The sequence below is a fragment of the Collimonas sp. OK412 genome (assembly GCF_900112135.1).
Lineage (GTDB): Bacteria > Pseudomonadota > Gammaproteobacteria > Burkholderiales > Burkholderiaceae_D > Collimonas > Collimonas rhizosphaerae.
In genome coordinates this window covers 204,473-228,230 of record NZ_FOLC01000004.1, presented here as the reverse complement: position 1 = coordinate 228,230, position 23,758 = coordinate 204,473, and the positions used below count along the sequence as shown (strand labels likewise).

The window sequence follows — 23,758 nt, the reverse complement described above, 5'->3', positions numbered from 1 at the left end:
GTCACACCAGGATCCGTTCGATGCCGCCGTTATTGGCGCGTGCAACATAGTCCGGCAGCCAGTTCTCGCCCAGCAGGTGGCGCGCCATCTCGACCACGATGTAGTCTGCTGTGGTGCCGGAATCATCGTTGTAGCGCGACAGCCCTTGCAGGCAAGACGGGCAGGAAGTGAGGATCTTGACGTCGCCGCCGAAACCGTCGGCGCGCAGCTTGTCCGCGCCCTTGTTCATCTCCTCTTCCTTGCGGAAACGGACCTGGGTCGAGACATCCGGACGGCTCACGCCGAAGGTGCCGGACTCGCCGCAGCAACGTTCGTTCTTCTCGATCTTGGTCCCGCTGTCGGTGGTGATGAGCGCGTTCACCGTCTTCATCGGGTCCTGCAGTTTCATCGGGCTGTGGCAAGGATCGTGGTACATGTAGCGCGTGCCGCTCACGCCTTCCAGCTTGAGATTCTTTTCCAGCAGGTATTCGTGGATATCGATGATGCGGCAACCCGGGAAGATCTTGTCGAACTGGTAGCCCTGCAGCTGGTCGTAGCAAGTGCCGCAGGAAACGATCACGGTCTTGATGTCGAGGTAGTTCAGGGTATTCGCCATGCGGTGGAACAGCACGCGGTTGTCGGTGATGATCTTTTCCGCCTTGTCGAAATCGCCCGAACCGCGCTGCGGATAACCGCAGCACAGGTAACCCGGCGGCAGCACGGTCTGCACGCCGACCTGCCACAGCATCGCTTGCGTGGCCAGGCCGACTTGCGAGAACAGCCGCTCGGAACCGCAGCCCGGGAAATAAAACACGGCTTCGGTATCGGCGGTGGTGCTCTTCGGATCGCGGATGATAGGCACGATCTTGTCGTCTTCGATATCCAGCAAGGCGCGCGCGGTCTTCTTCGGCAGGTTGCCCGGCATCTTCTTGTTGATGAAGTGGATCACCTGTTCCTTGATCGGCGCCTTGCCAACCGTGGCAGGCGGTTTCTTGGTCTGCTTCTTGGCGAATTTCTTCAGTATGTCGTTGCCCAGGCGCTGCGCCTTGAAACCCCAGTCGGTCATGACCTTGCGCGTCATGTTGATGGTGGCCGGATCGGTGGCGTTCAGGAAGAACATCGCAGCCGTGGTGCCGGGATTGAACGATTTCTTGTTCATCTTGCGCAGCAGGTTGCGCATGTTCATCGAGACGTCGCCGAAATCGATGTCGACCGGGCATGGCGTGACGCACTTGTGGCAGACCGTGCAGTGGTCGGCCACGTCTTCGAATTCTTCCCAATGCTTGATCGAGATGCCGCGCCGGGTCTGCTCTTCGTACAGGAAGGCTTCCACCAGCAGCGAGGTCGCCAGGATCTTGTTGCGCGGCGAGTACAGCAGGTTGGCGCGCGGCACGTGGGTGGCGCACACCGGCTTGCATTTGCCGCAGCGCAGGCAATCCTTGACGCTGTTGGCGATGGCGCCGATATCGCTTTGCTGCATGATCAGCGATTCGTGTCCCATCAGGCCGAACGACGGCGTGTAGGCATTGCTCAGGTCGGCTTCGAAACCCGGCAGGTTGAGCAGCTTGCCCTTGTTGAAACGGCCTTCCGGATCGACCCGCAGCTTGTAGCTGCGGAAGTCCTTGATCTCGTCTTCGGTCAGGAACTCCAGCTTGGTGATGCCGATCCCGTGTTCGCCCGAAATCACGCCGTCCAGCGAACGCGCCAGGGTCATGATGCGCGCCACCGCGGCGTGCGCATCCTGCAGCATTTCATAGTGGTCGGAATTGACCGGCAGGTTGGTATGCACGTTGCCGTCGCCGGCATGCATGTGCAAGGCCACGAACACGCGGCCGCGCAAGACCCGTTTGTGGATCGCGCTGCACTCGTCGAGGATCAGCTTGAACGAAGCACCGTTGAATATCTGGCGCAGCAAGGCGCGCACTTCCTGTTTCCAGGACACGCGCACGGTGCGGTCCTGCACCACGTCGAACACGGTGGCGTTGGGCTGCTGCAGCAGGCGCTGCTCGAACACCAGGCCGAGTTTTTCCAGTCCTAACGCGGCCAGCTCGTCTTTCGCATCCTTGAGCGGCTTGTCCAGGTTGGCCAGCAGGTAAGTCCAGCGCGCCTGCACTTCGACCAGCAATTGCTCGGCCTGGTGCACGCGGTCTTCCAGTATTTCGGCAGCGGGAATGTCGTCGCCGTCGGCGTCGTCGCCCTTGCCCAGCGGCAGATTTCCCTTGAGCAGGAAATCGCGCAATTCATCCACCAGCTGCAGCTTGTTCTTGGCCGACAGCTCGATATTGATGCGTTCGATGCCGTCGGTGTACTCGCCCATGCGGTTGAGCGGAATCACCACGTCTTCATTGATCTTGAAGGCGTTGGTATGCTTGGCGATGGCGGCCGTGCGGGCGCGGTCCAGCCAGAATTTCTTGCGCGCTTCCGGGCTGACTGCAATGAAACCCTCGCCGACCCGGTTGTTGGCCATGCGCACCACTTCCGACGCCGCTTGCGCCACCGCGTTTTCATCGTCGCCGACGATGTCGCCGAACAAGGCCATCTTCGGCAGTACGCCGCGCTTCGATTTGGTGGTGTAGCCGACTGCGCGCAGGTAACGCTCGTCCAGGTGCTCCAGGCCGGCCAGGATGGCGCCACCCTTCCTGGTTTCGGCATCGAGGAAGTCCTTGATCTCGACGATCGAAGGAATCGCATCGCGCGCCTGGCCGAAGAATTCCAGGCAGACGGTGCGCGTGTGCTTCGGCATCTTGTGCAGGATCCAGCGCCCGGAAGTGATCAGGCCATCGCAGCCTTCTTTCTGGATTCCCGGCAAACCCGCCAGGAATTTGTCGGTCACGTCCTTGCCCAGGCCTTCCTTGCGGAATACCCGGCCGGCGATTTCCAGGATCTCGGTCTTGAACGGCTTTTCGCTCGGCCGGCCCTTCTCCGCCGGATGGCGCCATTCCAGCTGGAAGCGCGCCAGCGGCGTGTCATGGATCTTGCCCAAATTGTGGTCGAGACGGGTCACGTCCAGCCAGTCGCCGTTCGGATCGACCATGCGCCAGCTCGCCAGATTATCCAGCGCGGTGCCCCACAGCACGGCTTTCTTGCCGCCGGCGTTCATGGCGATATTGCCGCCAACGCAGGATGCCTCGGCCGAAGTCGGATCGACCGCGAACACGAAACCGGCTTTTTCGGCGGCGTCCGACACGCGCTTGGTGACCACGCCGGCGCCGGAATAGATCGTCGCGTATTCTTTGTCGAGTCCTGGCAGGACGGCCATTTCGACTGCGCCCAGCTGTTCCAGTTTTTCGGTGTTGATGACTGCCGACAACGGCGTCAGCGGAATCGCGCCGCCGGTGTAGCCGGTGCCGCCGCCGCGCGGGATGATGGTCAGGCCGAGCTCGATGCAGCCCTTGACCAGGCCGGCCATTTCATCTTCGCTGTCGGGCGTCAGCACCACGAACGGATATTCGACGCGCCAGTCGGTGGCGTCGGTCACATGCGATACGCGCGACAGGCCGTCGAACTTGATGTTGTCCTTGGCGGTATAGCGCCCCAGGATCTTGTTGGCGCGCTTGCGCAGATCGTAGGTCTGGCGGAATTCGTCGGCGAAGGCGGCGATCGCCTTGCGCGCGGCGGCCAGCAGCGCTTCCACATTCTCGCTGCGTTTTTTCGCTTCTTCATCGCCGGCGGCATCGCCCTCGCCGGTGACGATACGGCGCTTGTCGACTTCGCCGAGCCGGTGATGCAACGCATCAATCAGGGCTTGGCGGCGCTTCGGGTTATCCAGCATGTCATCTTGCAGATACGGATTGCGCCGCACTACCCAGATGTCGCCCAGCACTTCATACAGCATCCTGGCGGAACGGCCGGTCTGGCGCTTGCTGCGCAGTTCGTCGAGCAGGCGCCAGGATGCTTCGCCCAGCAGGCGGATCACGATCTCGCGGTCTGAAAACGAGGTGTAGTTATAAGGAATCTCGCGCAAGCGCGTAGGAGCGGCGCCGTGTGGCGCGTCTGACAATAATGCCTGGATTTTGACTGGGGCGTTCATTGGTCTATGAAAGTTGACTGCGGCTACTGAACCTGCATTTTAGCTTATCGCGCTGCGTCACGAGGGCAAGATGCCGATTTGTGCAGTGCAAGGCATTGAGCGGCTGCGAATAGGCAAATGCAATGAAATCAATAAAAACAATCAATTTTCATATATTAATAGTCTTTAACTACAATGCATCCATACCCATTTTTTCAGGAGCCATCATGTTTAGCGAGATCATCAGTGAAATCCTCGACAGCATTTCCTGCACATTGGCCGACTACGGCCAGTGCAAGGGCTGATTCACCGTACCCCGGAGGCAAGCCATGACACCCGTTTCCTTATCGCGCAGGAATCCCTATTTCGGCATGTCCTACCTGCTGCGCCAGCGCGCATGGCCGTTGCGCATGCTGCCCTACCTGATCTTGCTGCTGATCACGCCAGCGATGTTCTGGGCCGGCCTTTCCGCGCTCTGATCAAACCCGCCGCAGTTCGGCGGCGATCTCGGCGGCGATCCGGCTCTCGTTCCGGTTCACGCCAGCCAGCTTGCGACTTGCCGCCAGAATCCGTCCGGCACGTTCATCAGCAGCCAGACGACGAACACATAGCGCGCGAACTTGCCGACCGCCATATACGCGACACAGGGCCAGAACGGCAGCTTGAGCCAGCCGCCCAGGGTGCAGATCGGGTCGCCTATGCCCGGCACCCAGGCCAGCAGCATGGTTTTGGCGCCGTAACGCTGCAGCCAGTTGAACCAGCCGCTGCCGCGCTCGCGGGCGAATGCCTGCTTGGCGCCGTAACCCATCCAGTAATCCACCACGCCGCCTAGCGTATTGCCCGCGGTCGCGACCAGGATCACCGGCCAGAACAGCGCGCCGTTGGCCTTGATCACGGCAAACACGGCCGGCTCGGAACCCAGCGGCAGCAGGGTGGCGGCGACAAAACTGATGATGAAGACGGAAGTCAGGCCGACCGTAGGCACGGCGAGCGTCTTGAGCAACCATAAAACAGCGGATTCGATCATGGAAAACTATTCGGAGAAAGACGGCAGACCCGGCCGCACGCGAATAAATGGCATGCGGCCGACAAAACCTGGTGACGATTAAAAGCCGTCCATTATAATGATCCGCTGTTTCCCCCGGCCTGATCCTGTTGTCGAGCGCGCTCGACATCCCCAATTTGACAACGACATGACCACAGATTATTTGCAGAAGATCCTCACCGCCCGCGTCTACGACGTCGCGGTCGAAACCCCTCTTGAACTGGCGCCAACGCTGTCGAAGCGTATTGAGAACCAGATTTATTTCAAGCGCGAGGATGTGCAAAGCGTGTTCAGTTTCAAGCTGCGCGGCGCCTACAACAAGATGGCCAGCCTGACCCCGGCCCAGCTCAAGCGCGGCGTGATCTGCGCTTCGGCCGGCAACCACGCGCAAGGACTGGCGCTGTCGGCGGCCAAGCTCAGCTGCCGAGCCGTGATCGTGATGCCGACCACCACGCCGCAAGTCAAGGTCGACGCAGTACGGGCGCGCGGCGGCGAAGTCGTTCTGTTCGGCGACTCCTACACCGACGCCTACAACCACGCGCTGACGCTGGAAAAGAAACTCAAGCTGACCTTCGTCCATCCTTTCGACGATCCGCACGTGATCGCCGGCCAAGGCACCATCGGCATGGAAATCCTGCGCCAGCACGCCGGGCCCATCCATGCAATCTTCGTCCCGATAGGCGGCGGCGGTTTGATTGCCGGCATCGCCGCCTATGTCAAGGCGGTGCGGCCCGAGATCAAGATCATCGGCGTCCAGACCACCGATTCCGACGCCATGGCGCGCAGCCTGAAGGCGGGCCGCCGCGTCACCCTGGCGGATGTCGGCCTGTTCGCCGACGGCACCGCGGTCAAGCTGGTCGGCGAAGAAACCTTCCGCCTGGCGCGCCTGCATGTGGACGAAGTGATCCTGGTCGATACCGACGCCGTCTGCACCGCGATCAAGGATGTATTCCAGGATACGCGCAGCATCCTGGAACCGTCCGGCGCGCTGGCGGTGGCCGGCGCCAAAGCCTATGTCGAACGCGCCAAGGCCACCCGCAAGCCGGTCAAGGACCAGACCCTGGTGACGATCGCCTCCGGCGCCAACATGAATTTCGACCGCTTGCGTTTCGTCGCCGAAATGGCCGACATCGGCCAGCTGCGCGAAGCCGTGTACGCCGTCACCATCCCGGAACAGTTCGGCAGCTTCCGCCGTTTCTGCGAGCTGGTGGGGCCGCGCAACGTCACCGAATTCAACTACCGCATCAGCGACGAGAAAGTCGCGCACGTGTTTGTCGGCGTGCAGACCACCAGCGGCGAAGAAGCCAAGCAGATCGCCAGGAATTTCGAGAAACACGGCTTCAGCACGCTTGACCTGACCCATGACGAACTGGCCAAGGTCCACGTGCGGCACCTGGTGGGCGGCAAGAGCCCGCTGGCGGAAAACGAATTGCTGTACCGCTTCGAGTTCCCGGAACGTCCGGGCGCCCTGATGCGCTTCCTCAATTCGATGGCGCCCGACTGGAACATCAGCCTGTTCCATTACCGCAGCCAGGGCGGCGACGTCGGCCGCATCCTGGTCGGGCTGCAGGTGCCGAAAAAAGAGATGAAGATTTTCCGCACTTTCCTGTCCAGCCTGGGTTACCGCTATTGGGATGAAAGCAGCAATCCGGTCTACAAGCTGTTCCTCGGCTAAGACGCCCGGCCATGCTCCCGATAGGCGCCATCAAGCGGCGAATATCGGGGAGCCGTAGCTTATCTGGCAAAATACTGCTTTTAAGCACAAGCAGAAGCCATGACTATCCCCAACACGCCTGACGCCTCGCCGCTCGGCAAACCCGCCGCCTACCAGACCCAGTACCAGCCTTCGCTGCTGTTCCCGATTGCCCGCCTGGGCAAGCGCGAAGAAATCGGCGTCAGCGGCACGCTGCCGTTTTTCGGCGTCGATATCTGGAATGCGTACGAGGTGTCCTGGCTCAACCTGCGCGGCAAGCCGCAAGTGGCGATCGCCACTTTCACGGTACCGGCAGATTCCCCCAACATCATCGAATCGAAGTCGTTCAAGCTGTACCTGAATTCCTTCAACCAGACCAGGCTGGCGGACAAGGACGCGCTGCTGCAGCTGCTGCGCACTGACATATCGGCCGGTTTCGGCGCACCGGTGCATGTCGCCCTGGCCACGGCCGAGGCCTTTTCCGGGCTCAAGCTGCAAGAACCGCAAGGCTTGCTGCTGGACCGGCTCGATATCGAAGTGGACGAGTACCAGCCGAATCCGTCGCTGCTGAAAAGCGATCCGGACCAGGTAGTGGTGGAAGAGACCCTGGTCTCGCACCTGCTGAAATCGAATTGCCTGGTCACCGGCCAGCCGGACTGGGGCAGCGTGCAGATCCATTACGTCGGCGCCGCCATCGACCAGGAGAGCCTGCTCAAGTACCTGATCAGCTTCCGCGAGCACAATGAATTCCACGAACAATGCGTGGAACGCATATTTATGGACCTGATGCGCAACTGTCGGCCACAAAAGCTGTCTGTCTATGCGCGCTATACCCGGCGCGGTGGTCTCGATATCAATCCCTGGCGCAGCAATTTCTCCACATCGCAGCCACCGTTGAATTGGCGCCAGGCAAGGCAATAATTTACGTTCGGTTACAAACCGTAGCAAAAAAACAGCACTCAAGTGACTAAATAGTAGTAATTTGGTCGGGAATATTGACGTCCATAGGATCAACGTCTACCGTACGACCTCGCCGTAAAAGGACTCTTTCGCTTATGACATTTTTTTCTCGTTTCACTACCCTCAAGCGCACTGCCTTGATCTCTTGCATTACAGCACTGGTCACCGTGGCTGCTCCAGCCCAGGCCCAGGAAACCCCGGACACCACCGGCTGGTTCAGCAAAACTCTCTCGCAGACCAAGAATCGTCTCGACAACATCGTCGAAAACGGCGACATGGAAGTGTATCTGTCGGGCTACGCCTATCACGGCCGCCGCACCTACACTAAAGAGCGCATCGAAGAACTGAATGAAAAGGCCTGGGGCCTGGGCGGCGGCCGCACCATCCGCAACGCCGACGGCAACGACGAATCGCTGTACCTGTTCGCGATCCGCGACTCGCATTTCAAGCCGCAGATCATGGCTGGATATGCCTATGAATGGATCTGGAATGTCCCCAAGACGCCGGTCGAAGTCGGCGCCGGCTATACCGCCATGATGATGAGCCGCCAGGATTATTTCGGCGGCTTCCCGTTCCCGATCGCCTTGCCCGTGGTCTCGCTGGGCGTCAAGGGAGCCAAATTGATGGGATCTTACGTGCCTCGCCTGTCGCAGAACAAAGGCAACGGCGACGTCTGGCTGATATTTGCGCGCTTTGAAGTTAAATAAAAGCCATCGCCCGGCTCCAGCAAGACCATGACCGCAAGTTGGTGTTGTTGGCCGGAATCAAGTCTATAATCCGGGTTGGGAGCCATTAAGACCGTAGCCTGGGCTATGCTGACTCGGGCCAGGATCGGGAAGGCGTTACCATGACAACAGCTGCCGCACGCTATCGCGGCTAGCAGCGCCAGCCCGGGATTGGCATGTTTTTGAAGTGCTGCGGCCATATTAGTGGTGGCTTACAATGACTTAGACACAACCACCCGTATTGTGCCGCATACCAATTTGTATTATGACTAATCTTGCAAAAATCCTGCCTGCACAAAATGTAGCGCTGGATCTGGAAGTCTCCAGTAAAAAACGCGCCTTCGAACAAGCCGGTTTACTCTTCGAAAACAATTGCGGCATTGCCCGCTCTACCGTCTCCGACAACCTGTTTGCGCGCGAACGCCTGGGTTCTACCGGCCTTGGCCATGGCGTCGCCGTGCCGCATGGCCGCGTCAAGGGATTGAAAGCGCCGCTGGCCGCCTTTGTGCGCCTGGCCGAACCGATTCCGTTTGAATCGCCGGATGGCGAACCGGTCCGCTTGCTGGTGTTCCTGCTGATTCCTGACAACGTCACCCAGCAGCACCTGGAAATCCTGTCGGAAATCGCCGAGATGTTTTCCAGCGACGCCTTCCGCTCCATCCTGAGCAGCGATCCCGATCCCGCTTCGGTGCACGCGCACATCGTGGCCTGGCAGCCCATGGGCACGGAAAATGCGACATAATTTAGATTAAGACATCACCCTGTCTGAGTCGCCAGCAGGCGATCTAACCCCCTAACCACGTCAGACGCCGACCATGCCAGTTTCCACGCCCCTCTCGATTCAGCAGCTATACGACGAAAACCGCGAATCGCTGCAGCTGGGCTGGTTTGCCGGCTTCCCCGGCGGCGAGCGGCTGATTTCCGGCGATGCCGCTTCGGCCGCCGACCAGGTGGGCCACCTGAACCTGATCCACCCGGGCCGGATCCAGGTCTTCGGGCACCAGGAAACCGAATACTACCAGCGCCTTTCGGCCACTTCGCGGGTCTACCAGACCGCTGAACTGGTGGCCGGCGCGCCGCCCGCCTTCATCATCGCGCAGGGCCTGGCGACGCCGCCGGACATCCTCGAAATCTGCGATGAAAAGAACATCCCGCTATTTTCGACGCCGTTGCCGGCTGCGCAGGTGATCGATTACCTGCGGGTATACCTGTCGAAAAAACTGGCGCAACGGATCACCATGCATGGCGTGTTCATGGATGTGCTGGGAGTCGGCGTGCTGATCACCGGCGAATCCGGGCTCGGCAAAAGCGAGCTGGGGCTGGAACTGATTTCGCGCAGCCACGGCCTGGTGGCCGACGATGCGGTCGAATTCGCCCGCATCGCGCCGAACATGATCGAAGGCCGCTGTCCGCACCTGCTGCAGAACCTGCTGGAAGTGCGCGGCCTGGGCCTGCTCGACATCAAGACCATCTTCGGCGAAACCGCGGTGCGCCGCAAAATGCGCCTCAAGCTGATCGTGCACCTGGTGCGGCGCGCGACGCTGGAAGAAAACTACGAGCGCCTGCCGCTCGACGCCCATACCCAGGAAGTACTGGGGCTGGCGATCCGCAAAGTCATCATCCCGGTAGCCGCCGGCCGCAACATCGCGGTGCTGCTGGAAGCCGCGGTGCGCAACACCATCCTGCAGCTGCGCGGCATCGACACGCTCAAGGATTTCATCGCGCGCCAGCGCATTGCGATGGACAGCGACAGCGATCTTTAAAGATAGCGGGCAGGCCGCCCACGCTCTCGACTGCCGTAGTTACGGTATCATTGCGCAATGCGCATAATTCTCATCACTGGTATTTCCGGTTCAGGTAAATCGGTCGCTCTTCGCGTGCTCGAAGACGCCGGTTATTTTTGCGTCGATAACCTGCCGCCGATCCTGCTGCGCGACCTGGTCGCCACCCGCATCGACGAAGGCGCGCAAATGCTGGCGGTAGCCACCGACGCCCGCAGCGCCGACTCGCTGGCCGGCCTGCCCTCGGATATCCGGCAACTGAAAGCCGAAGGACACGACGTCAAGGTGTTCTTCCTGACCGCCCAGACCGAATCGCTGATCGCCCGCTTCTCCGAGACCCGCCGCAGCCATCCGCTGTCGCACCGCCTGCGTCCCGGCCAGAATCCGGCCGACCGCCTGACCCTGACCGAGTGCATCCTGAATGAACGCGAGATGCTGGCCGGGATCGAGAGCATCGCCCACACCATCGATACTTCGAACATGAGCGCCAACCGCTTGCGCAGCTGGATCAAGGAGCTGGTCTATACCGAACCGGCGCCGCTGATCCTGCTGTTCGAATCGTTCGCCTTCAAGCGCGGCGTGCCGCTGGACGCCGACCTGGTGTTCGACGTGCGCATGCTGCCGAATCCGCATTACGACGTGAAACTGCGGCCGCTGACAGGCTGCGACCAGCCGGTGATCGCGTTCCTGGAAGACTTGCCGAAAGTAGGCGACCTGCTCAACGACATCCGCAATTTTGTCGAAAAATGGCTGCCGTCGTTCAAGGATGACAACCGCAGCTACCTGACGGTAGCCATCGGCTGCACCGGCGGCCAGCATCGCTCGGTCTACATGGTGGAGCGGCTGGCGGAATATTTCCAGGTATCCGAACGCGTGGTGCGGCGCCATCGCGAACTGGCCAGGCGCGCCGGCGACAATTAGCCGGCTGCGCAGCCCCCCGCAACGCAGTTCACTCTCTCTCCGCAGTCGACGTCACAACCTATGCCCGAAAATAATTCCTGGATACCGCTGTTCCCGCTCAACGCGGTGCTGTTTCCCGGCGGCGTCCTGCCGCTCAAGGTATTTGAAACACGCTACCTCGACATGCTGCGCGAATGCATGCGGCTGGAGCAGCCGTTCGGCGTGGTGCTGATCAAGTCAGGACAGGAAGTCGGCAATGCCGCCGAGCCGGAAAGCGTCGGCTGCCTGACCAGGATCATCGAATGGGACATGCAAGACCTGGGCGTGATGATGCTGCGCACCGAGGGCAGCCAGCGTTTCCGGATCGTGCAGCAGCGCGTATTGTCCGACCAGCGCCTGGAAGCGCAGGTAACGCTGATCGACTCCGACGCGGCGACGCTGCCTGACGAAGCCCATCTGCAATGCGCCAGCACCTTGAAGCTGGTGATCGACGATATCAACAAGAAAGGCCGCGCCGCGCATGGAGAGAATTTCGCCAGCCCGTTTGCCTTGCCGCTGCAATTCGACAATGCCGGCTGGGTCGCCAACCGCTGGTGCGAAATCCTGCCGATTCCCTTGAAAGCGCGCCAGAAGCTGCTCGAACTGACCGACGGCCGCGAGCGGCTCGGCATAGTCCATCAATATCTGCGGCAACACCACATCATCTGACAAGCCGCTTCAGGCAAACAAGTCCGCTTCGCGAAAAACTTCCAGCAGCAGCTTCTTGACCGGCGCCGGCAACGGCGCGCCGGCCAGCTTGTCAGCCGGATACCAGACATGGTTGGCATGGGCGACGCCATCCAGCCGATGTTCAAGGGCGATCTGGAACGGCGCTATCTGCAATTTGAAATGCGTGAAGACGTGGGTAAACGGCTGCAGCGGTTCGCACGATGCCACCGGGCCGAAGGCTGCGGTGGCGCGATTGAGCGCGGCGTCGAAATCGTCTTTCGAGGCAAGCCCCGGCGCAATTTCCGGCAACGACAGCAAGCCGCCCCAGATGCCGCTGTCGGGACGCTGCTCCAGCAGGACCTGGCGCCGGTCGACGATCACCAGCATGCCGGTATGTTTTTCGGGAATCGCTTTTTTCGGTTTGCGCACCGGCAGCTGGCTGACCCGGTCGGTTGCCTGGGCGACGCAGCGCTGCGCCAGCGGACAGGCCTGGCAGGAAGGTTTGCTGCGCGTGCAGAGCGTCGCCCCCAAGTCCATCAGGCCCTGGGTATACGATTCCACGCCCTGCTCCGGCAACAAGGCCACGGCACGGCGCCACATCGCATCTTCGATCGGCTTGGCGCCGGGATAACCGTCGATGCCGAACACCCGGGAGAACACACGCTTGACGTTGCCGTCCAAAATCGCAGCCTGCACGCCGTAGGAGAATGCGGCAATGGCGGCTGCGGTGGAACGGCCGATGCCAGGCAGCTCTTGCAGCAGCAGCGGATCGCGCGGAAATATCCCGCCATGCTCAGCCACCACCTGCTGCGCGCAGCGATGCAGGTTGCGCGCCCGGGTGTAATAACCCAGGCCGCTCCAATGCGCCATCACCTCTTCGCTAGGCGCCGCTGCCAGCGCCTGCACGTCGGGAAAGCTGGCCAGGAAACGCTGGTAGTAAGGAATCACCGCGGCCACCTGGGTCTGCTGCAGCATGATTTCCGACAGCCAGACGCGATAGGCATCGCGCGTCTGCTGCCAGGGCAATGCGTGGCGGCCGTGCTGCTTCTGCCACGCAATCACCGCGGCGGAAAATGACGGATCGGCAAATTCAGCTGATGCGAGGTCGTTCGCGGTGCTGCAAATAATTTTCAACTCTGTCTCACTGCGGTTTTATAACGACATGTACGTGCTTCAAACTACCCATCTGATCAGATGGGTACAGAGTAATTCGCCACGTTTCGGTGGCTATTGAACTCTGTCCCGGCATAGCTCTCACTTCCCAGCGCATTCCTCAAATCCGTTTCCAGCGCCACCAGCGTGTTTCTTTGCGCCGTCAATTCGTTCTGCAGCATCTCCACCGACTGGATTTTTTCTTCCAGGCTATCGATCGCCACATGCACCCGCTCGATCGAATCGGTGCGCTGCTTGAGCTGCGACTTGTGGGCGCGGATCTGCTCTTCCAGCGGCGCCATCACCACCTTGAGCCAGGCATCGACGTCGCGGTTGGCTTGCAGGAAACTCTGCTTGACGCGCGAGGCGATCGAATCGAAGAACTTCTGCATCAGCACTACCTGGCTGGTCTTGACCAGCGTCACCGTGCCGAACTGGCGATGATAGGCGGTCTCGATCACCTTGATCTCATTGCGGTACTTGTCCAGCGAAAATGCCATGGGCGTCGACAAGGCCAGCCCGTGCTCGGTCGAGAATTTGCGGTACATGATGGTCATCATTTCCGAAATTTCATCGGTCTTCTGGCCCGACAGCATCAGGTTTTCCTGCGCCTTGTCGAAAAATTCCTTGACCGCGTGGCGGAAGCCGGCGGTGAACATGCTGCCTTCCATGGTCTCGCGCGTCTTGCGGATTTCTTCTTTCAGCAAGCCCATGCCGAGCGTGGTGAAGACGCCGGCCGACAGCCGCGCGAACACCATGCGCGTGCCTTGCAGCTTCAGCAGGCTTTCGTCGAATTCCTTTTTCTCGATGTCGATCCGTTTCATCATGTGGCTGATGATGGAAGTGTTCTTGCCGCGCAGGCTCTTCAATTCCAGCAGCTGCTCGACCACGCTGCGGATGTGCGCCGACATCAGGGCTTGCTTGGTGACCGTCAGGTCATGGATATCGCCGATCAGCTGCGAGCGGATGATGTCGCGCTTGGCCGGGATAAGCTCGCGCGACAGGGCATTTTCCAAAGCCGGCAAGCGGCTTTTCCTCAGCAGGTCCGGCTCGCCGTTGATCTTGCCGACCAGGCCCTTCTGGGCCGATACCGGGTATACCTGCGCCTCCGCCAGGCCCAGCGTCTGCGCCACGCTCGACACCTGCCTGCTGATCTGCTGCTCGACCTCGAACGGCGAGCGCAGCTCGTCCCACATGCTGTCGATCTTGTTCAGCACCACCATGCGGCCGGCGCCGCTGCCGATGTGATGGCGCCAGACATCGATGTCGCTCTTGGTGACGCCGGTGTCCGCCGCCAGGATGAACAGCACCGCATGGGCGTTGGGAATCAGGTTGAGCGTCAGCTCCGGCTCGGTGCCGATCGCGTTCAGGCCCGGCGTATCGATGATCACCAGCCCTTCTTTCAGCAAGGGATGCGGAAAGTTGACGATGGCATGGCGCCATTGGGAAATCTCGACCCGCCCCAGCACGTCGACCGCCAGGGCCGCGTCGGGATCGTCTTCGTCATACAGGCCGTAGCGTTTGGCCTCTTCCACCGGCACCCATTTGGTCAGGCTGACCTGCTTGAATGCTTCCAGCATGCCGTCGGTGGAGGATATATCCAGCGGCAACACGGTCCAGACGTGGTGCGCGCCCTTGTAATCGCTGGTCGACTGCGATTCGGCCCGGGTTTCTATCGGCAGCAGGCGGATGCATGACGGGAAAGACGCGTCATACAGCAGCTCGGTCGGGCACATGGTAGTGCGGCCGGCGGCGGACGGCAGGATGCGCTGGCCGTAGTCGGCGAAAAAGATGGCGTTGATCAGTTCTGACTTGCCGCGCGAAAATTCCGCCACGAATGCGATCGACAATTTGTCGTCGGTGAGGCGCGCCAAGGCTCGGCCGATACGCTGTTCGCTGGCCACGTCCGACAATTTCGAGGCGCTGGCCCATGTCTGGTAACGCCGTAATGCACTGGCCACGCCGGTGCGCCATTCACTGTATTCCTGGAATTTTTGGACTAGATTGCTCACTATCTCTCTCGCCTATGTTCTCTGATATTTATTTTTGACATTTTTTGCAATAAAACGTCGAACGCTGCCCTTGTTTGATCTGCGTAATCAGGGTGCCGCAATTTCTACAAGGCAACCCAGCACGATCATAGACGAAATAACTCTGTTGGAAGTAACCGGATTGCCCATCAGCCCCAATAAAATCACGTAAAGTGCTGCCGCCCTTGTCAATTGCGGCCGCTAAGATTATCCGAATGGCATCAACCAGCCGTTCGTAGCGTGCCAGGCTGATGCGGTGAGCCTGCGTTTTGGGATTGATGCCGGCGCGGAACAGGCTTTCCGACGCATAGATATTGCCTACCCCGACCACGATATCGCCGGCCAGCAGCACTTGCTTGATCGGCGCGCTGCGGTTGCGGGTCTTTTGAAACAGGATCTGCGCCGAAAAAACATCTTCCAGCGGCTCCAGCCCCAGCCCGGCCAGCAGCACATGCTGCTCCACCGGCCCGTCGGCGTCGGCATGCCAGAGCACCGCGCCGAAACGGCGCGGATCGGTCAGCCGCAGCAGCTGGCGGCCGACCACCAGGTCGAAATGGTCGTGTTTTTGCGGCTCAACGCCGAGCTCCAGGATCCGCAGGTGGCCCGACATGCCCAGGTGGATGATCACGGTGCCATGGTCGAAACGCAGCAGCAGGTATTTGCCGCGGCGGCCGGTGCCGCGCACCTTGCGGCCGACCAGCAGCGCCGGCAGGTCTAGCGGAAACGGCCAGCGCAAGCCGCGGTGGCGAAAGGTGACGGCAGTCACCACGCGGCCGTCGAGATGCGGCGCGACGCCGCGGCGGGTGACTTCTACTTCAGGTAATTCTGGCATCGTCAGGCATCGTTGGAAAAGCGCGTCCGGAATGAAATGGCATAATCGGCTATAAACTTTTTGAAACAAATCCAGGGGCGGCCGCTGCGCGCTGCTCTCTGGTTGGGCGTAAAATCAAGCTTACCTTTGAATGCCAGGACATATCCCTTGAAAAAAACCCTTGCCATTGTAACGCTCTCTACCTTGCTGTCGGCTTGCGCCGGTGTAACGCCGGGCAACGACGCCACAAATCCTGCTGCCAGCACGCCGCCTGCGGCTACTCCTGCAGCAAGTCCCGAGCAGATCGCAAGCCGCAAGCTGGCAACCAGGGCAACGCCGGTCAAACCGCCGGAAGAACATCTGCCGGCGGTGCCGCTGACCAAGGAAATCCTGTTCAAGGTACTCAGCTCCGAAATCGCTTTCCAGCGCGGCAACTGGCAATCCGCATACGTCACCCTGCTGGGAGCCGCCCAGCAGACGCGCGATCCGCGCCTGGCCCGACGCGCGGCGGAAATGGCGCTGAGCGCAAAACAGGCCAGCGAAGCGCTGGTGGCCATCCGCCTGTGGCGTGAACTGGCTCCCGATTCCGAAGAGGCGACCCAGTATTACCTCGGCTTCATCATGCTCAGCAACAACCTGGCGGAAGCCAAGCCGATCCTCGAAAAGCGCCTGCAAGATGCGCCGCCGCAAGCGCGCGGCGTCATGATGCTGCAGATCCAGCGCCTGCTGGCGCGGGCGCAGGACAAGGCCGGCGCGTTCGCCCTGCTCGAGCAGCTGGTCACGCCTTACACGGCGATGCCGGAAGCGCATCTGGCGCTGGCGCAGGAAGCGTTCAGCATAGGCAACAGCACCCGCGCCCAGGAAGAAGCGAAAATTGCGCTGAACCTGAAACCCGACTCTGAACTGGCGATCCTGACCAGCGCGCAAGTCGCGGGGGACAATACCGAGGTCGAACGCATCCTCACCGATTTCCTCAAGAAATATCCCGGCTCGCGTGAAGTGCGGGTGGCCTATGCGCGCACCCTGATCGACCAGAAGCAATACGAAAAAGCCCGCAGCCAATTTGAAATCCTGCTCAAGAGCGACAAGCAGGACGCCACCACCCTGCTCGCGCTGGGCCTGCTGAATGCACAAATCGGTGATACCAAAGCTGCCGAACGCTACCTGGTCAGCTATATCGACCAGCTGGCCAAGCATCCGGACGAAGCGCGCGACAGCACCCAGGCGCTGCTGATCCTGGCGCAGATTGCGGCAGACCGGAATGACACCGACACCGCATTGAAATGGCTGGCGCAGGTCGAACCGGGCGACGCCTACCTGGACGCCCAGCTGCGCCGCGCCCAGCTGCTGTCCAAACGCGGCGACCTCGACGGCGCACGGCGCGTGCTGGCAGAGATCGACACCAACGGCGAACGCGAGAAAACCCAGGTAACCCAGGTGGAAGCCCAATTGCTGCGCGACGCCAACCGTCCGCAGGAAGCGTTCAAGGTCCTGGAAACCGCGCTCAAGGCGCAGCCCGACAACCCCGACCTGCTGTACGACTACGCCATGGCGGCAGAAAAACTGAATAACCTGGGCACCATGGAAACCGCGCTGCGCAAACTGATCGCGCTGGCGCCGGAAAACCAGCAGGCGTACAACGCCCTCGGCTACTCGCTGGCCGACCGCAATATCCGCTTGCCGGAAGCGCTGACGCTGATCCAGAAAGCGCTGACGCTGGCGCCGCAGGACCCGTTCATCGTCGACAGCATGGGCTGGGTGCAATACCGCCTGGGCAACCTGGGCGAAGCCGAGACCCGGCTGCGCACCGCCTACAGCTTGATGCCCGATCCGGAAATCGCCGTGCACCTCGGTGAAGTCCTGTGGGTCAAGGGACAAAAAACCGATGCGCAAAAACTGTGGCGCGAAGTGCAGCAGAAAGATCCGCAGAACGACGCCCTGAAAAACACCCTGGCGCGGCTGGGCGCCAGATTATGATGCGGGCGCCTGGCAAGAACGCTTGGCAGGTATTGCCGGCGATCCGGCGCGGCGCGCTGCTGGCCGCGGCGGTGGCTGCCATGGCGCTGAGCGGCTGCAGCACGCTGTCGCAATCGTCCGCGCCGGCTGCTACCGCAGCCAGCGGCGCGGCGCGGCAATACCACCAGGCCATCGATGTCAGCGGCCGCTTGTCGATCCGCTATCAGCAAGACGGCAAGGAACAAGCCATGCACGGCAGCTTCACCTGGGCCCAAGGCAGGCAGGAAACCGTGATCACCCTGCTCTCGCCGCTGGGACAGACCCTGGCCACCATCAACATCGCGGCTGACCAGGCGACCCTCAAGCAAAGCGGCCAGCCTGCGCGCAGCGCCGGCGATGTCGACGCCCTGACGGTGCAAGCCCTGGGCTGGCCCCTGCCGATCGCCGGCCTGCGCGACTGGCTGCAGGGTTTCGGCCAGAACGCCGCCGGCCAGCGCTTCAGCGCCGCGCCGTCCGCGGCCGCGGATGACGGCTTCAGCGTCACCACCGCCGACAAATGGCTGATCCAGTACACCAACTGGCAAGCCCAGGACAACGGCGCCGAAAGTTATCCGAAACGGATAGACCTGGCCCGCAATACCGCACAAGCCGGCGAAGTTGCAATCCGCATCGTCATCGACAGCCGCCAACCACACTGAAACCCGCAATGACCCGCACGCTGAACAACTGCCCGGCGCCAGCCAAGCTGAACCTGTTTTTACACGTTACCGGACGCCGCCCGGATGGCTATCACCTGCTGCAAACCGTGTTCCAGCTGGTCGATTTCAGCGATCTGCTGCATTTCCAGACGCGCGCCGACGACCAGATCCGGCGCACTACCGAGATTCCGGGCGTGCCGCAAGAGAGCGACCTGATCGTACGCGCCGCCAGGCTGCTGCAAAACGCGATCCGGGAACGCACCGGCGCCGGCGGATTCGGCGCCGACATCGCCATTGAAAAAAAACTGCCCATGGGCGGCGGGCTGGGCGGCGGCTCCTCCGACGCCGCCACCACGCTGATGGCGCTCAACCACCTGTGGCAAGGCGGCCTGTCGCGCGAGGAATTGATGGTTTTGGGCCTGCAGCTGGGCGCCGATGTGCCGTTTTTCCTGTTCGGGCAAAATGCGTTTGCAGAAGGAATCGGAGAAAGCCTGCAAAAGCTTGACACGCCCGACCTATGGTTCGTTATAATTCAGCCCGGCGTAACAATTCCGACCGCATTAATTTTTTCATCATCGGAATTGACAAGGAGTACGAAACCCGTCAAAATGACGGACTTTTCGATAGCTAGCAAAAAGCTCTTCGGAAAAAACGATCTGGAATCCGTGGCCGCCAGGCAGTTCCCGGAAGTTGCGGACGCCATAAAATGGCTAGGCAATCATGGAGATGCCAGAATGACCGGATCCGGCGCCTGTGTTTTTTGTAGTTTTACGCAAGAAAAACAGGCAGATGAGGTACTGAAATTGGTGCCGGGCCACTGGAAAGCATGGAAGGCCAAGGCGATGCAGGAACATCCGCTCGCAGGACTGGCAGATCGTTGAAAAGGTAATACAGAATTCGGTTTAGCATCAGATTCAAGCGCTGTTTTGATATGCGGCGCGGATTTATGGTAGACAACAAGTTGCGTAGGGGAATCGCCAAGCTGGTTAAGGCACTGGATTTTGATTCCAGCATTCGAAGGTTCGAATCCTTCTTCCCCTGCCATTAAATACGGACAATATTGTCCAGCAAGAAATAGTGTCATTGCGGGTCTTACAGCGGCAGCCGATTTAGCCGCTTCAGAAATACAACAACAGCACACAGCGAATACCTAAGCCGCCAACGCAAGACTAGAATAGTCGGGCATTGTCGGCTTTTCAACTTTTTAACGACTGTATCCAGGGATCTCCATGGCAAACGAAAACCTGATGGTTTTTACCGGCAACGCAAACCCGGAACTAGCTATTGGAGTTGCCAAGCAACTCGGTATCCCGCTAGGCAAAGCCAACGTCACCAAATTCTCCGACGGCGAAGTAATGGTCGAGATCAACGAGAATGTACGTGGCAAGGATGTCTTTGTGCTGCAATCGACGTGCGCGCCGACCAATGACAACCTGATGGAAATCATGCTGATGGTCGATGCGCTGAAGCGCGCTTCGGCTGGCCGCATCACTGCCGCGATTCCTTATTACGGCTATGCACGCCAGGACCGCCGCCCGCGTTCGGCGCGGGTTGCGATTTCAGCCAAGGTGGTCGCCAACATGTTGCAGGAAGCCGGTGTCGAACGCGTCCTGATCATGGATCTGCATGCTGACCAGATCCAGGGTTTCTTCGACATCCCGGTCGACAATATTTACGCATCGCCGATTCTGCTGGGCGACCTGGTAAGCAAGAACTACGACGACCTGCTGGTCGTATCGCCGGACGTCGGCGGCGTGGTGCGCGCCCGGGCGCTGGCAAAACGCCTGAACTGCGACCTGGCGATCATCGACAAGCGCCGGCCGAAGGCGAACGTGTCGGAAGTCATGAACATCATCGGTGAAGTCGAAGGCCGCAACTGCGTGATCATGGATGACATGGTCGATACCGCCGGCACCCTGACCAAGGCAGCCGAAGTATTGAAAGAGCGCGGCGCCAAGAAAGTGGTGGCTTACTGTACGCACCCTGTGCTGTCCGGCCCTGCCCTCGAGCGCATCGTCAATTCGCCGCTGGACGAGCTGGTGGTGGTCGACACCATCCCGCTGTCGGCGGAAGCCAAGGCTTGCGGCAAGATCCGCCAGTTGTCGTGTGCGGAGCTGCTGGCCGAGACGTTCAAGCGTATTACCAAGGGCGACTCGGTCATGTCGCTGTTTGCCGAATAAATATTCAGTCTGCTGAATTCGTATTCCCTGTTGCGCCGGCCGAAAGGCAGGCATGGCAGGCTAACAAAACCCTCTGGTCGCGGAGGGTTTTTACCGCCGGACTTCAATCCGGCACACAATGGAGCTTCAAAATGAAAGTAATCGCATTTGTACGCAAAGAGCAGGGGACCGGAGCGAGCCGCCGCCTGCGCAATGCTGGCCAGACACCAGGTATCGTTTATGGTGGTTCCGACGCGCCGGTCAATATCTCGCTGGACCACAACGCGCTGTACCACGCGCTGAAAAAAGAAACTTTCCACTCTTCGATCCTCGATCTCGAAATCGACGGCAAGGTACAGAAAGTCCTGCTGCGCGACTTCCAGGTCCACGCATACAAGCAACTGGTCCTGCACGCTGATTTCCAGCGCGTTGATGCAAAACAGGCAATCCACGTGAAAGTGCCGCTGCACTTCATCAATGCAGACGTAGCTCCTGCAGTGAAACTGTCCGGCGCCATCATCAGCCACGTTTTTGCTGAACTGGAAGTAACCTGCCTGCCAGCCGACCTGCCAGAGTTCATCGAAGTCGACCTGACCAACATCGAAGTCGGCCACTCGATCCACCTGGCTGACCTGAAGCTGCCTAAGGGCGTTGCTGCAGTGTCGCAAGAGAACCTGACTATCGCTACTGCATCGATCCCTGCAGGCAAGGTCGAAGCTGACGCTCCTGCTGCCGAAGCACCAGCTGCTGATGCTCCTGCTGCCGACAAGAAGTAATAGCAAGCTATTTGCCAGAGCAGCTTTCTGGCAGTAATCAGCAAGCTGAGACCCGCCTTCATGGCGGGTTTTTTATTGTTGGCCGCTGTCTTCTTCTATAATTTGCGCAAGCCATCCATACGAAAATCAATAGCCCATGTCTATCCGCCTCATCGCCGGCCTCGGCAATCCCGGACCGGAATACGAGCAAACGCGCCACAACGCCGGTTTCTGGCTGGTCGACAATCTCGCCAACGACCTCGGCCGCAAGCTGGCCCGGGAAGCGCGCTTCAACGCCCTGGTCGCCAAGACCAGCATCGCCGGCCAGGAAGTCTGGCTGCTGGAGCCGCAGACGTTCATGAACCGCTCCGGCCAGTCGGTCGGCGCGCTGGCGCGTTTCTACAAGATCACAGCGGACGAGATCCTGGTGGTGCACGATGAACTGGACCTGCCGCCCGGCAGCGCCAAGCTGAAAAAAGGTGGTTCGTCCGGCGGGCACAATGGCTTGAAAGACATCACGGCCGCGCTCGGCACCCAGGATTACTGGCGCCTGCGGCTGGGCATCGGCCATCCGCGCACGCTGAACCTGCAGCAGGTGGTGGCCGATTTCGTGCTGCACCGGCCGCGCAAGGACGAGCAGGTTCCCATCGAAGAAGCGATTGCCGACAGCCTGAAGATCATCCCGCTGCTATGCGAAGGCAAATTCGAAGCGGCGACCATGCAATTGCATACCGCCAAATAACTGCGCGCTGCCGGCAATTCCGCGACCCGATGTCAAACGACCGAGAAAAGAGATCAAATTGAAGATTGAAGAAGTGCAAACTGTCCGCGCTCTGCCAAACGGCATTCTCAATATTTCCCAGGGGTCGACCGCTCTTGCCCGCAACGGCTTGCTGGCGATAGCAGTACTATTTTTACTATGGATTTTCTGGAACGCATTCCACGCGGTTCCCTCGGCGGACGACTTCTGCTATGGCTTTGGAGCGCAAAGCCGCGGCGTTTTTCAAAATGTAGTGACAGAATATCTGACCTGGGGTGGCCGTTATACGCCGGCATTGCTGATTAGCGCATTTGCAGTCTCCGATGAGGTGTTGCTGCACCATTACTACATCGTGCCATTACTTATCCTGGCGCTGAACTTCCTGGCTGCGCGCCATTTCTTGTCAGCCGCGGGTATCAAGAACGCCGCTTTCCTTCTGCTTTTCTTTGTCATGCTGATGGCGACATTCCGCGTGCGGGAATCGTTGTTCTGGCTGGCCGGCGGCGCAACCTATGGCGTCTCTTGCGCACTTTTCCTGGCCCTGATCGCCGAAGAGTTGCGCATATTCCGCGGAAATGCCGCTCTTTCAAGGAAACGCATTGCCGTATTGTCGCTGGCGAGCGTGCTGCTGGCCAGTTTTAACGAAACGGTCATGCTGGCCCACATCGCGCTGCTGTTTCCCCTCGTGATTTGCTGCTTCGTCCGCAAAACGGACAGGGCTGTCGCCTGCATATTGGCAGCGGCGATCATCGGCGCCGTTATTTCGGGAGCTGCTCCAGGTAATTTCTTGCGGGCCGCAACGATGCCGCAACACATCAATGTGGTGCTGGCTGTCTGGAGTTCCCTCAAGCTCATTCTGGCTAAGTATGTGGCTTCGTTTCTGGTAAGCCTGCTGCTCGTTTATTGTTTCTTCGCGCTGGTCAAGCCACGCAGGGAAATTGCATTCCCGGCTCGCGTGGTATTCGGATTCTCGGTGTTCCTGGTGCTGGCCCTGTGGGCAAGCATCTTTGCCAGGACATTTGTCCTCAACGACCTCGGGCCAGAGCGCGCGAGAACGATCGACTTCATGCTGGTAAACGCCATGGCGTTCCTGATTGCCGCCCATCTTCATGCGCGGCGCCGCCCTGCCGATCAGCAGAAACGTAAATCCGCGCTGGCCGGCGCCCTCTTTGCCGGCGTGACTGTGCTGGTGGTGGCGGGTTTCATCTTCTATCCAAACCACACATGGCGACCTGTTGTCGAAGGCATGACTGCATCCGCCGATTTGAAATCCCTCCTCTCGGCCCGTTTTGCCGCAGCTGGACAGGCAAGAGGAAAGTCGCTGGAAGTCGCCGGATATACGCACGAACCGAAACCGATCACCTTCTTCAATGAAATCAAAGCCAGCCCCGCGGAATGGGAAAATGTTTGTTTTGCCCGTTATTTCGGACTGACCGAGGTGCGCTTACGGACAAAATCCGAATGAAGGCGGGACCGCAAGCGAGGCCGTAAGGGAGATTCCGGGCCAGCGATGTCCCCCAAATGTCCGGCGGCCTTTTACCGTCTGCCTTTGGATAAGCGCCCCCGACAGAGTTACAATTGGCATATTTGGGATTAGTGCACGGAAAAAACGGCAAAACGTGCTCGGCCTGTCCCGG

20 protein-coding genes and 1 tRNA gene are annotated in these 23,758 nt (G+C 60.0%); 16 read left to right on the top strand and 5 right to left on the bottom strand.

The window, feature by feature from the left end; all coding sequences use genetic code 11:
• Position 1: 1 nt before the first annotated feature.
• Positions 2 to 4,009: a DUF3683 domain-containing protein gene (locus BM062_RS06595; protein WP_092394902.1), complete on the bottom strand. Its 4,008-nt coding sequence runs from the start codon at positions 4,007 to 4,009 to the stop codon at positions 2 to 4.
• Positions 4,010 to 4,317: 308 nt separating this feature from the next.
• Here BM062_RS06595 and BM062_RS25520 point away from each other — a divergent pair, with 308 nt between their 5' ends.
• A complete protein-coding gene (locus tag BM062_RS25520; protein WP_175500908.1) occupies positions 4,318 to 4,467 on the top strand; it encodes a hypothetical protein in 150 nt (49 codons plus the stop codon).
• Positions 4,468 to 4,523: 56 nt separating this feature from the next.
• Here the strand turns inward: BM062_RS25520 and BM062_RS06590 are convergent, their stop codons facing one another.
• Positions 4,524 to 5,015: a YqaA family protein gene (locus tag BM062_RS06590; protein ID WP_092394900.1), complete on the bottom strand. Its 492-nt coding sequence runs from the start codon at positions 5,013 to 5,015 to the stop codon at positions 4,524 to 4,526.
• Between the two features lie 97 nt (positions 5,016 to 5,112).
• Between BM062_RS06590 and ilvA the strand changes: the two genes are divergently transcribed.
• The 7 genes from ilvA to BM062_RS06555 all read left to right on the top strand — a co-directional run bounded on the left by ilvA (position 5,113) and on the right by BM062_RS06555 (position 11,800).
• Positions 5,113 to 6,708, top strand: a complete 1,596-nt coding sequence (ilvA, locus tag BM062_RS06585) for a threonine ammonia-lyase, biosynthetic (RefSeq protein ID WP_256381566.1) — start codon at positions 5,113 to 5,115, stop codon at positions 6,706 to 6,708.
• Between the two features lie 99 nt (positions 6,709 to 6,807).
• A complete protein-coding gene (queF, locus tag BM062_RS06580; protein ID WP_092394894.1) occupies positions 6,808 to 7,647 on the top strand; it encodes an NADPH-dependent 7-cyano-7-deazaguanine reductase QueF in 840 nt (279 codons plus the stop codon).
• Between the two features lie 134 nt (positions 7,648 to 7,781).
• The gene (locus BM062_RS06575) at positions 7,782 to 8,393 is read left to right on the top strand and encodes a hypothetical protein (RefSeq protein WP_092394891.1); all 612 of its coding nucleotides are present in this window, start codon (positions 7,782 to 7,784) and stop codon (positions 8,391 to 8,393) included.
• 283 nt (positions 8,394 to 8,676) lie between these two features.
• Positions 8,677 to 9,153: a PTS sugar transporter subunit IIA gene (locus BM062_RS06570; protein ID WP_092394889.1), complete on the top strand. Its 477-nt coding sequence runs from the start codon at positions 8,677 to 8,679 to the stop codon at positions 9,151 to 9,153.
• Positions 9,154 to 9,226: 73 nt separating this feature from the next.
• Positions 9,227 to 10,174: an HPr(Ser) kinase/phosphatase gene (gene hprK, locus BM062_RS06565; RefSeq protein WP_014004611.1), complete on the top strand. Its 948-nt coding sequence runs from the start codon at positions 9,227 to 9,229 to the stop codon at positions 10,172 to 10,174.
• Between the two features lie 57 nt (positions 10,175 to 10,231).
• The gene (gene rapZ, locus BM062_RS06560; RefSeq protein ID WP_092394886.1) at positions 10,232 to 11,113 is read left to right on the top strand and encodes an RNase adapter RapZ; all 882 of its coding nucleotides are present in this window, start codon (positions 10,232 to 10,234) and stop codon (positions 11,111 to 11,113) included.
• A 60-nt stretch (positions 11,114 to 11,173) separates the two neighbouring features.
• Positions 11,174 to 11,800, top strand: coding sequence for an LON peptidase substrate-binding domain-containing protein (locus BM062_RS06555; RefSeq protein WP_092394883.1), 627 nt, complete (start codon positions 11,174 to 11,176; stop codon positions 11,798 to 11,800).
• 9 nt (positions 11,801 to 11,809) lie between these two features.
• Here BM062_RS06555 and mutY read toward each other — a convergent pair whose 3' ends face one another.
• The 3 genes from mutY to mutM are packed head-to-tail and all read right to left on the bottom strand — an operon-like array spanning position 11,810 to position 15,814.
• Positions 11,810 to 12,934 (bottom strand): A/G-specific adenine glycosylase, encoded by a 1,125-nt coding sequence (mutY, locus tag BM062_RS06550; protein ID WP_371326552.1) that lies wholly within the window; start codon positions 12,932 to 12,934, stop codon positions 11,810 to 11,812.
• Between the two features lie 56 nt (positions 12,935 to 12,990).
• On the bottom strand, positions 12,991 to 14,964 hold the full coding sequence (locus BM062_RS06545; protein ID WP_254784961.1) for a dynamin family protein: 1,974 nt from the start codon (positions 14,962 to 14,964) through the stop codon (positions 12,991 to 12,993).
• Positions 14,965 to 14,992: 28 nt separating this feature from the next.
• On the bottom strand, positions 14,993 to 15,814 hold the full coding sequence (mutM, locus tag BM062_RS06540; protein WP_092394880.1) for a bifunctional DNA-formamidopyrimidine glycosylase/DNA-(apurinic or apyrimidinic site) lyase: 822 nt from the start codon (positions 15,812 to 15,814) through the stop codon (positions 14,993 to 14,995).
• A 147-nt stretch (positions 15,815 to 15,961) separates the two neighbouring features.
• Between mutM and BM062_RS06535 the strand changes: the two genes are divergently transcribed.
• From BM062_RS06535 to BM062_RS06500, 8 genes are all read left to right on the top strand, one after another.
• The gene (locus BM062_RS06535) at positions 15,962 to 17,770 is read left to right on the top strand and encodes a tetratricopeptide repeat protein (RefSeq protein ID WP_175500907.1); all 1,809 of its coding nucleotides are present in this window, start codon (positions 15,962 to 15,964) and stop codon (positions 17,768 to 17,770) included.
• Positions 17,767 to 18,447, top strand: coding sequence for a lipoprotein insertase outer membrane protein LolB (gene lolB, locus BM062_RS06530; protein WP_092394874.1), 681 nt, complete (start codon positions 17,767 to 17,769; stop codon positions 18,445 to 18,447). Before BM062_RS06535 ends, lolB begins: the two co-directional genes overlap by 4 nt.
• Before the next feature lie 8 nt (positions 18,448 to 18,455).
• Positions 18,456 to 19,328, top strand: coding sequence for a 4-(cytidine 5'-diphospho)-2-C-methyl-D-erythritol kinase (gene ispE / locus BM062_RS06525; RefSeq protein WP_092394871.1), 873 nt, complete (start codon positions 18,456 to 18,458; stop codon positions 19,326 to 19,328).
• A gap of 86 nt (positions 19,329 to 19,414) precedes the next feature.
• A tRNA-Gln gene (locus tag BM062_RS06520) sits at positions 19,415 to 19,491 on the top strand.
• A 185-nt stretch (positions 19,492 to 19,676) separates the two neighbouring features.
• Positions 19,677 to 20,627 carry a ribose-phosphate pyrophosphokinase gene (locus BM062_RS06515; protein WP_038485244.1) on the top strand — a complete coding sequence of 317 codons (951 nt, stop codon included), beginning with the start codon at positions 19,677 to 19,679 and terminating at the stop codon, positions 20,625 to 20,627.
• Between the two features lie 131 nt (positions 20,628 to 20,758).
• Positions 20,759 to 21,382 (top strand): 50S ribosomal protein L25/general stress protein Ctc, encoded by a 624-nt coding sequence (locus tag BM062_RS06510; protein ID WP_092394868.1) that lies wholly within the window; start codon positions 20,759 to 20,761, stop codon positions 21,380 to 21,382.
• Positions 21,383 to 21,518: 136 nt separating this feature from the next.
• Complete coding sequence (pth, locus tag BM062_RS06505; protein WP_092394865.1) at positions 21,519 to 22,103, top strand: aminoacyl-tRNA hydrolase; 585 nt, start codon at positions 21,519 to 21,521, stop codon at positions 22,101 to 22,103.
• Between the two features lie 58 nt (positions 22,104 to 22,161).
• Entirely contained in the window at positions 22,162 to 23,586 is a 1,425-nt protein-coding gene (locus BM062_RS06500; protein ID WP_139220004.1) for a DUF6056 family protein, read from the top strand.
• Positions 23,587 to 23,758 lie beyond the last annotated feature (172 nt).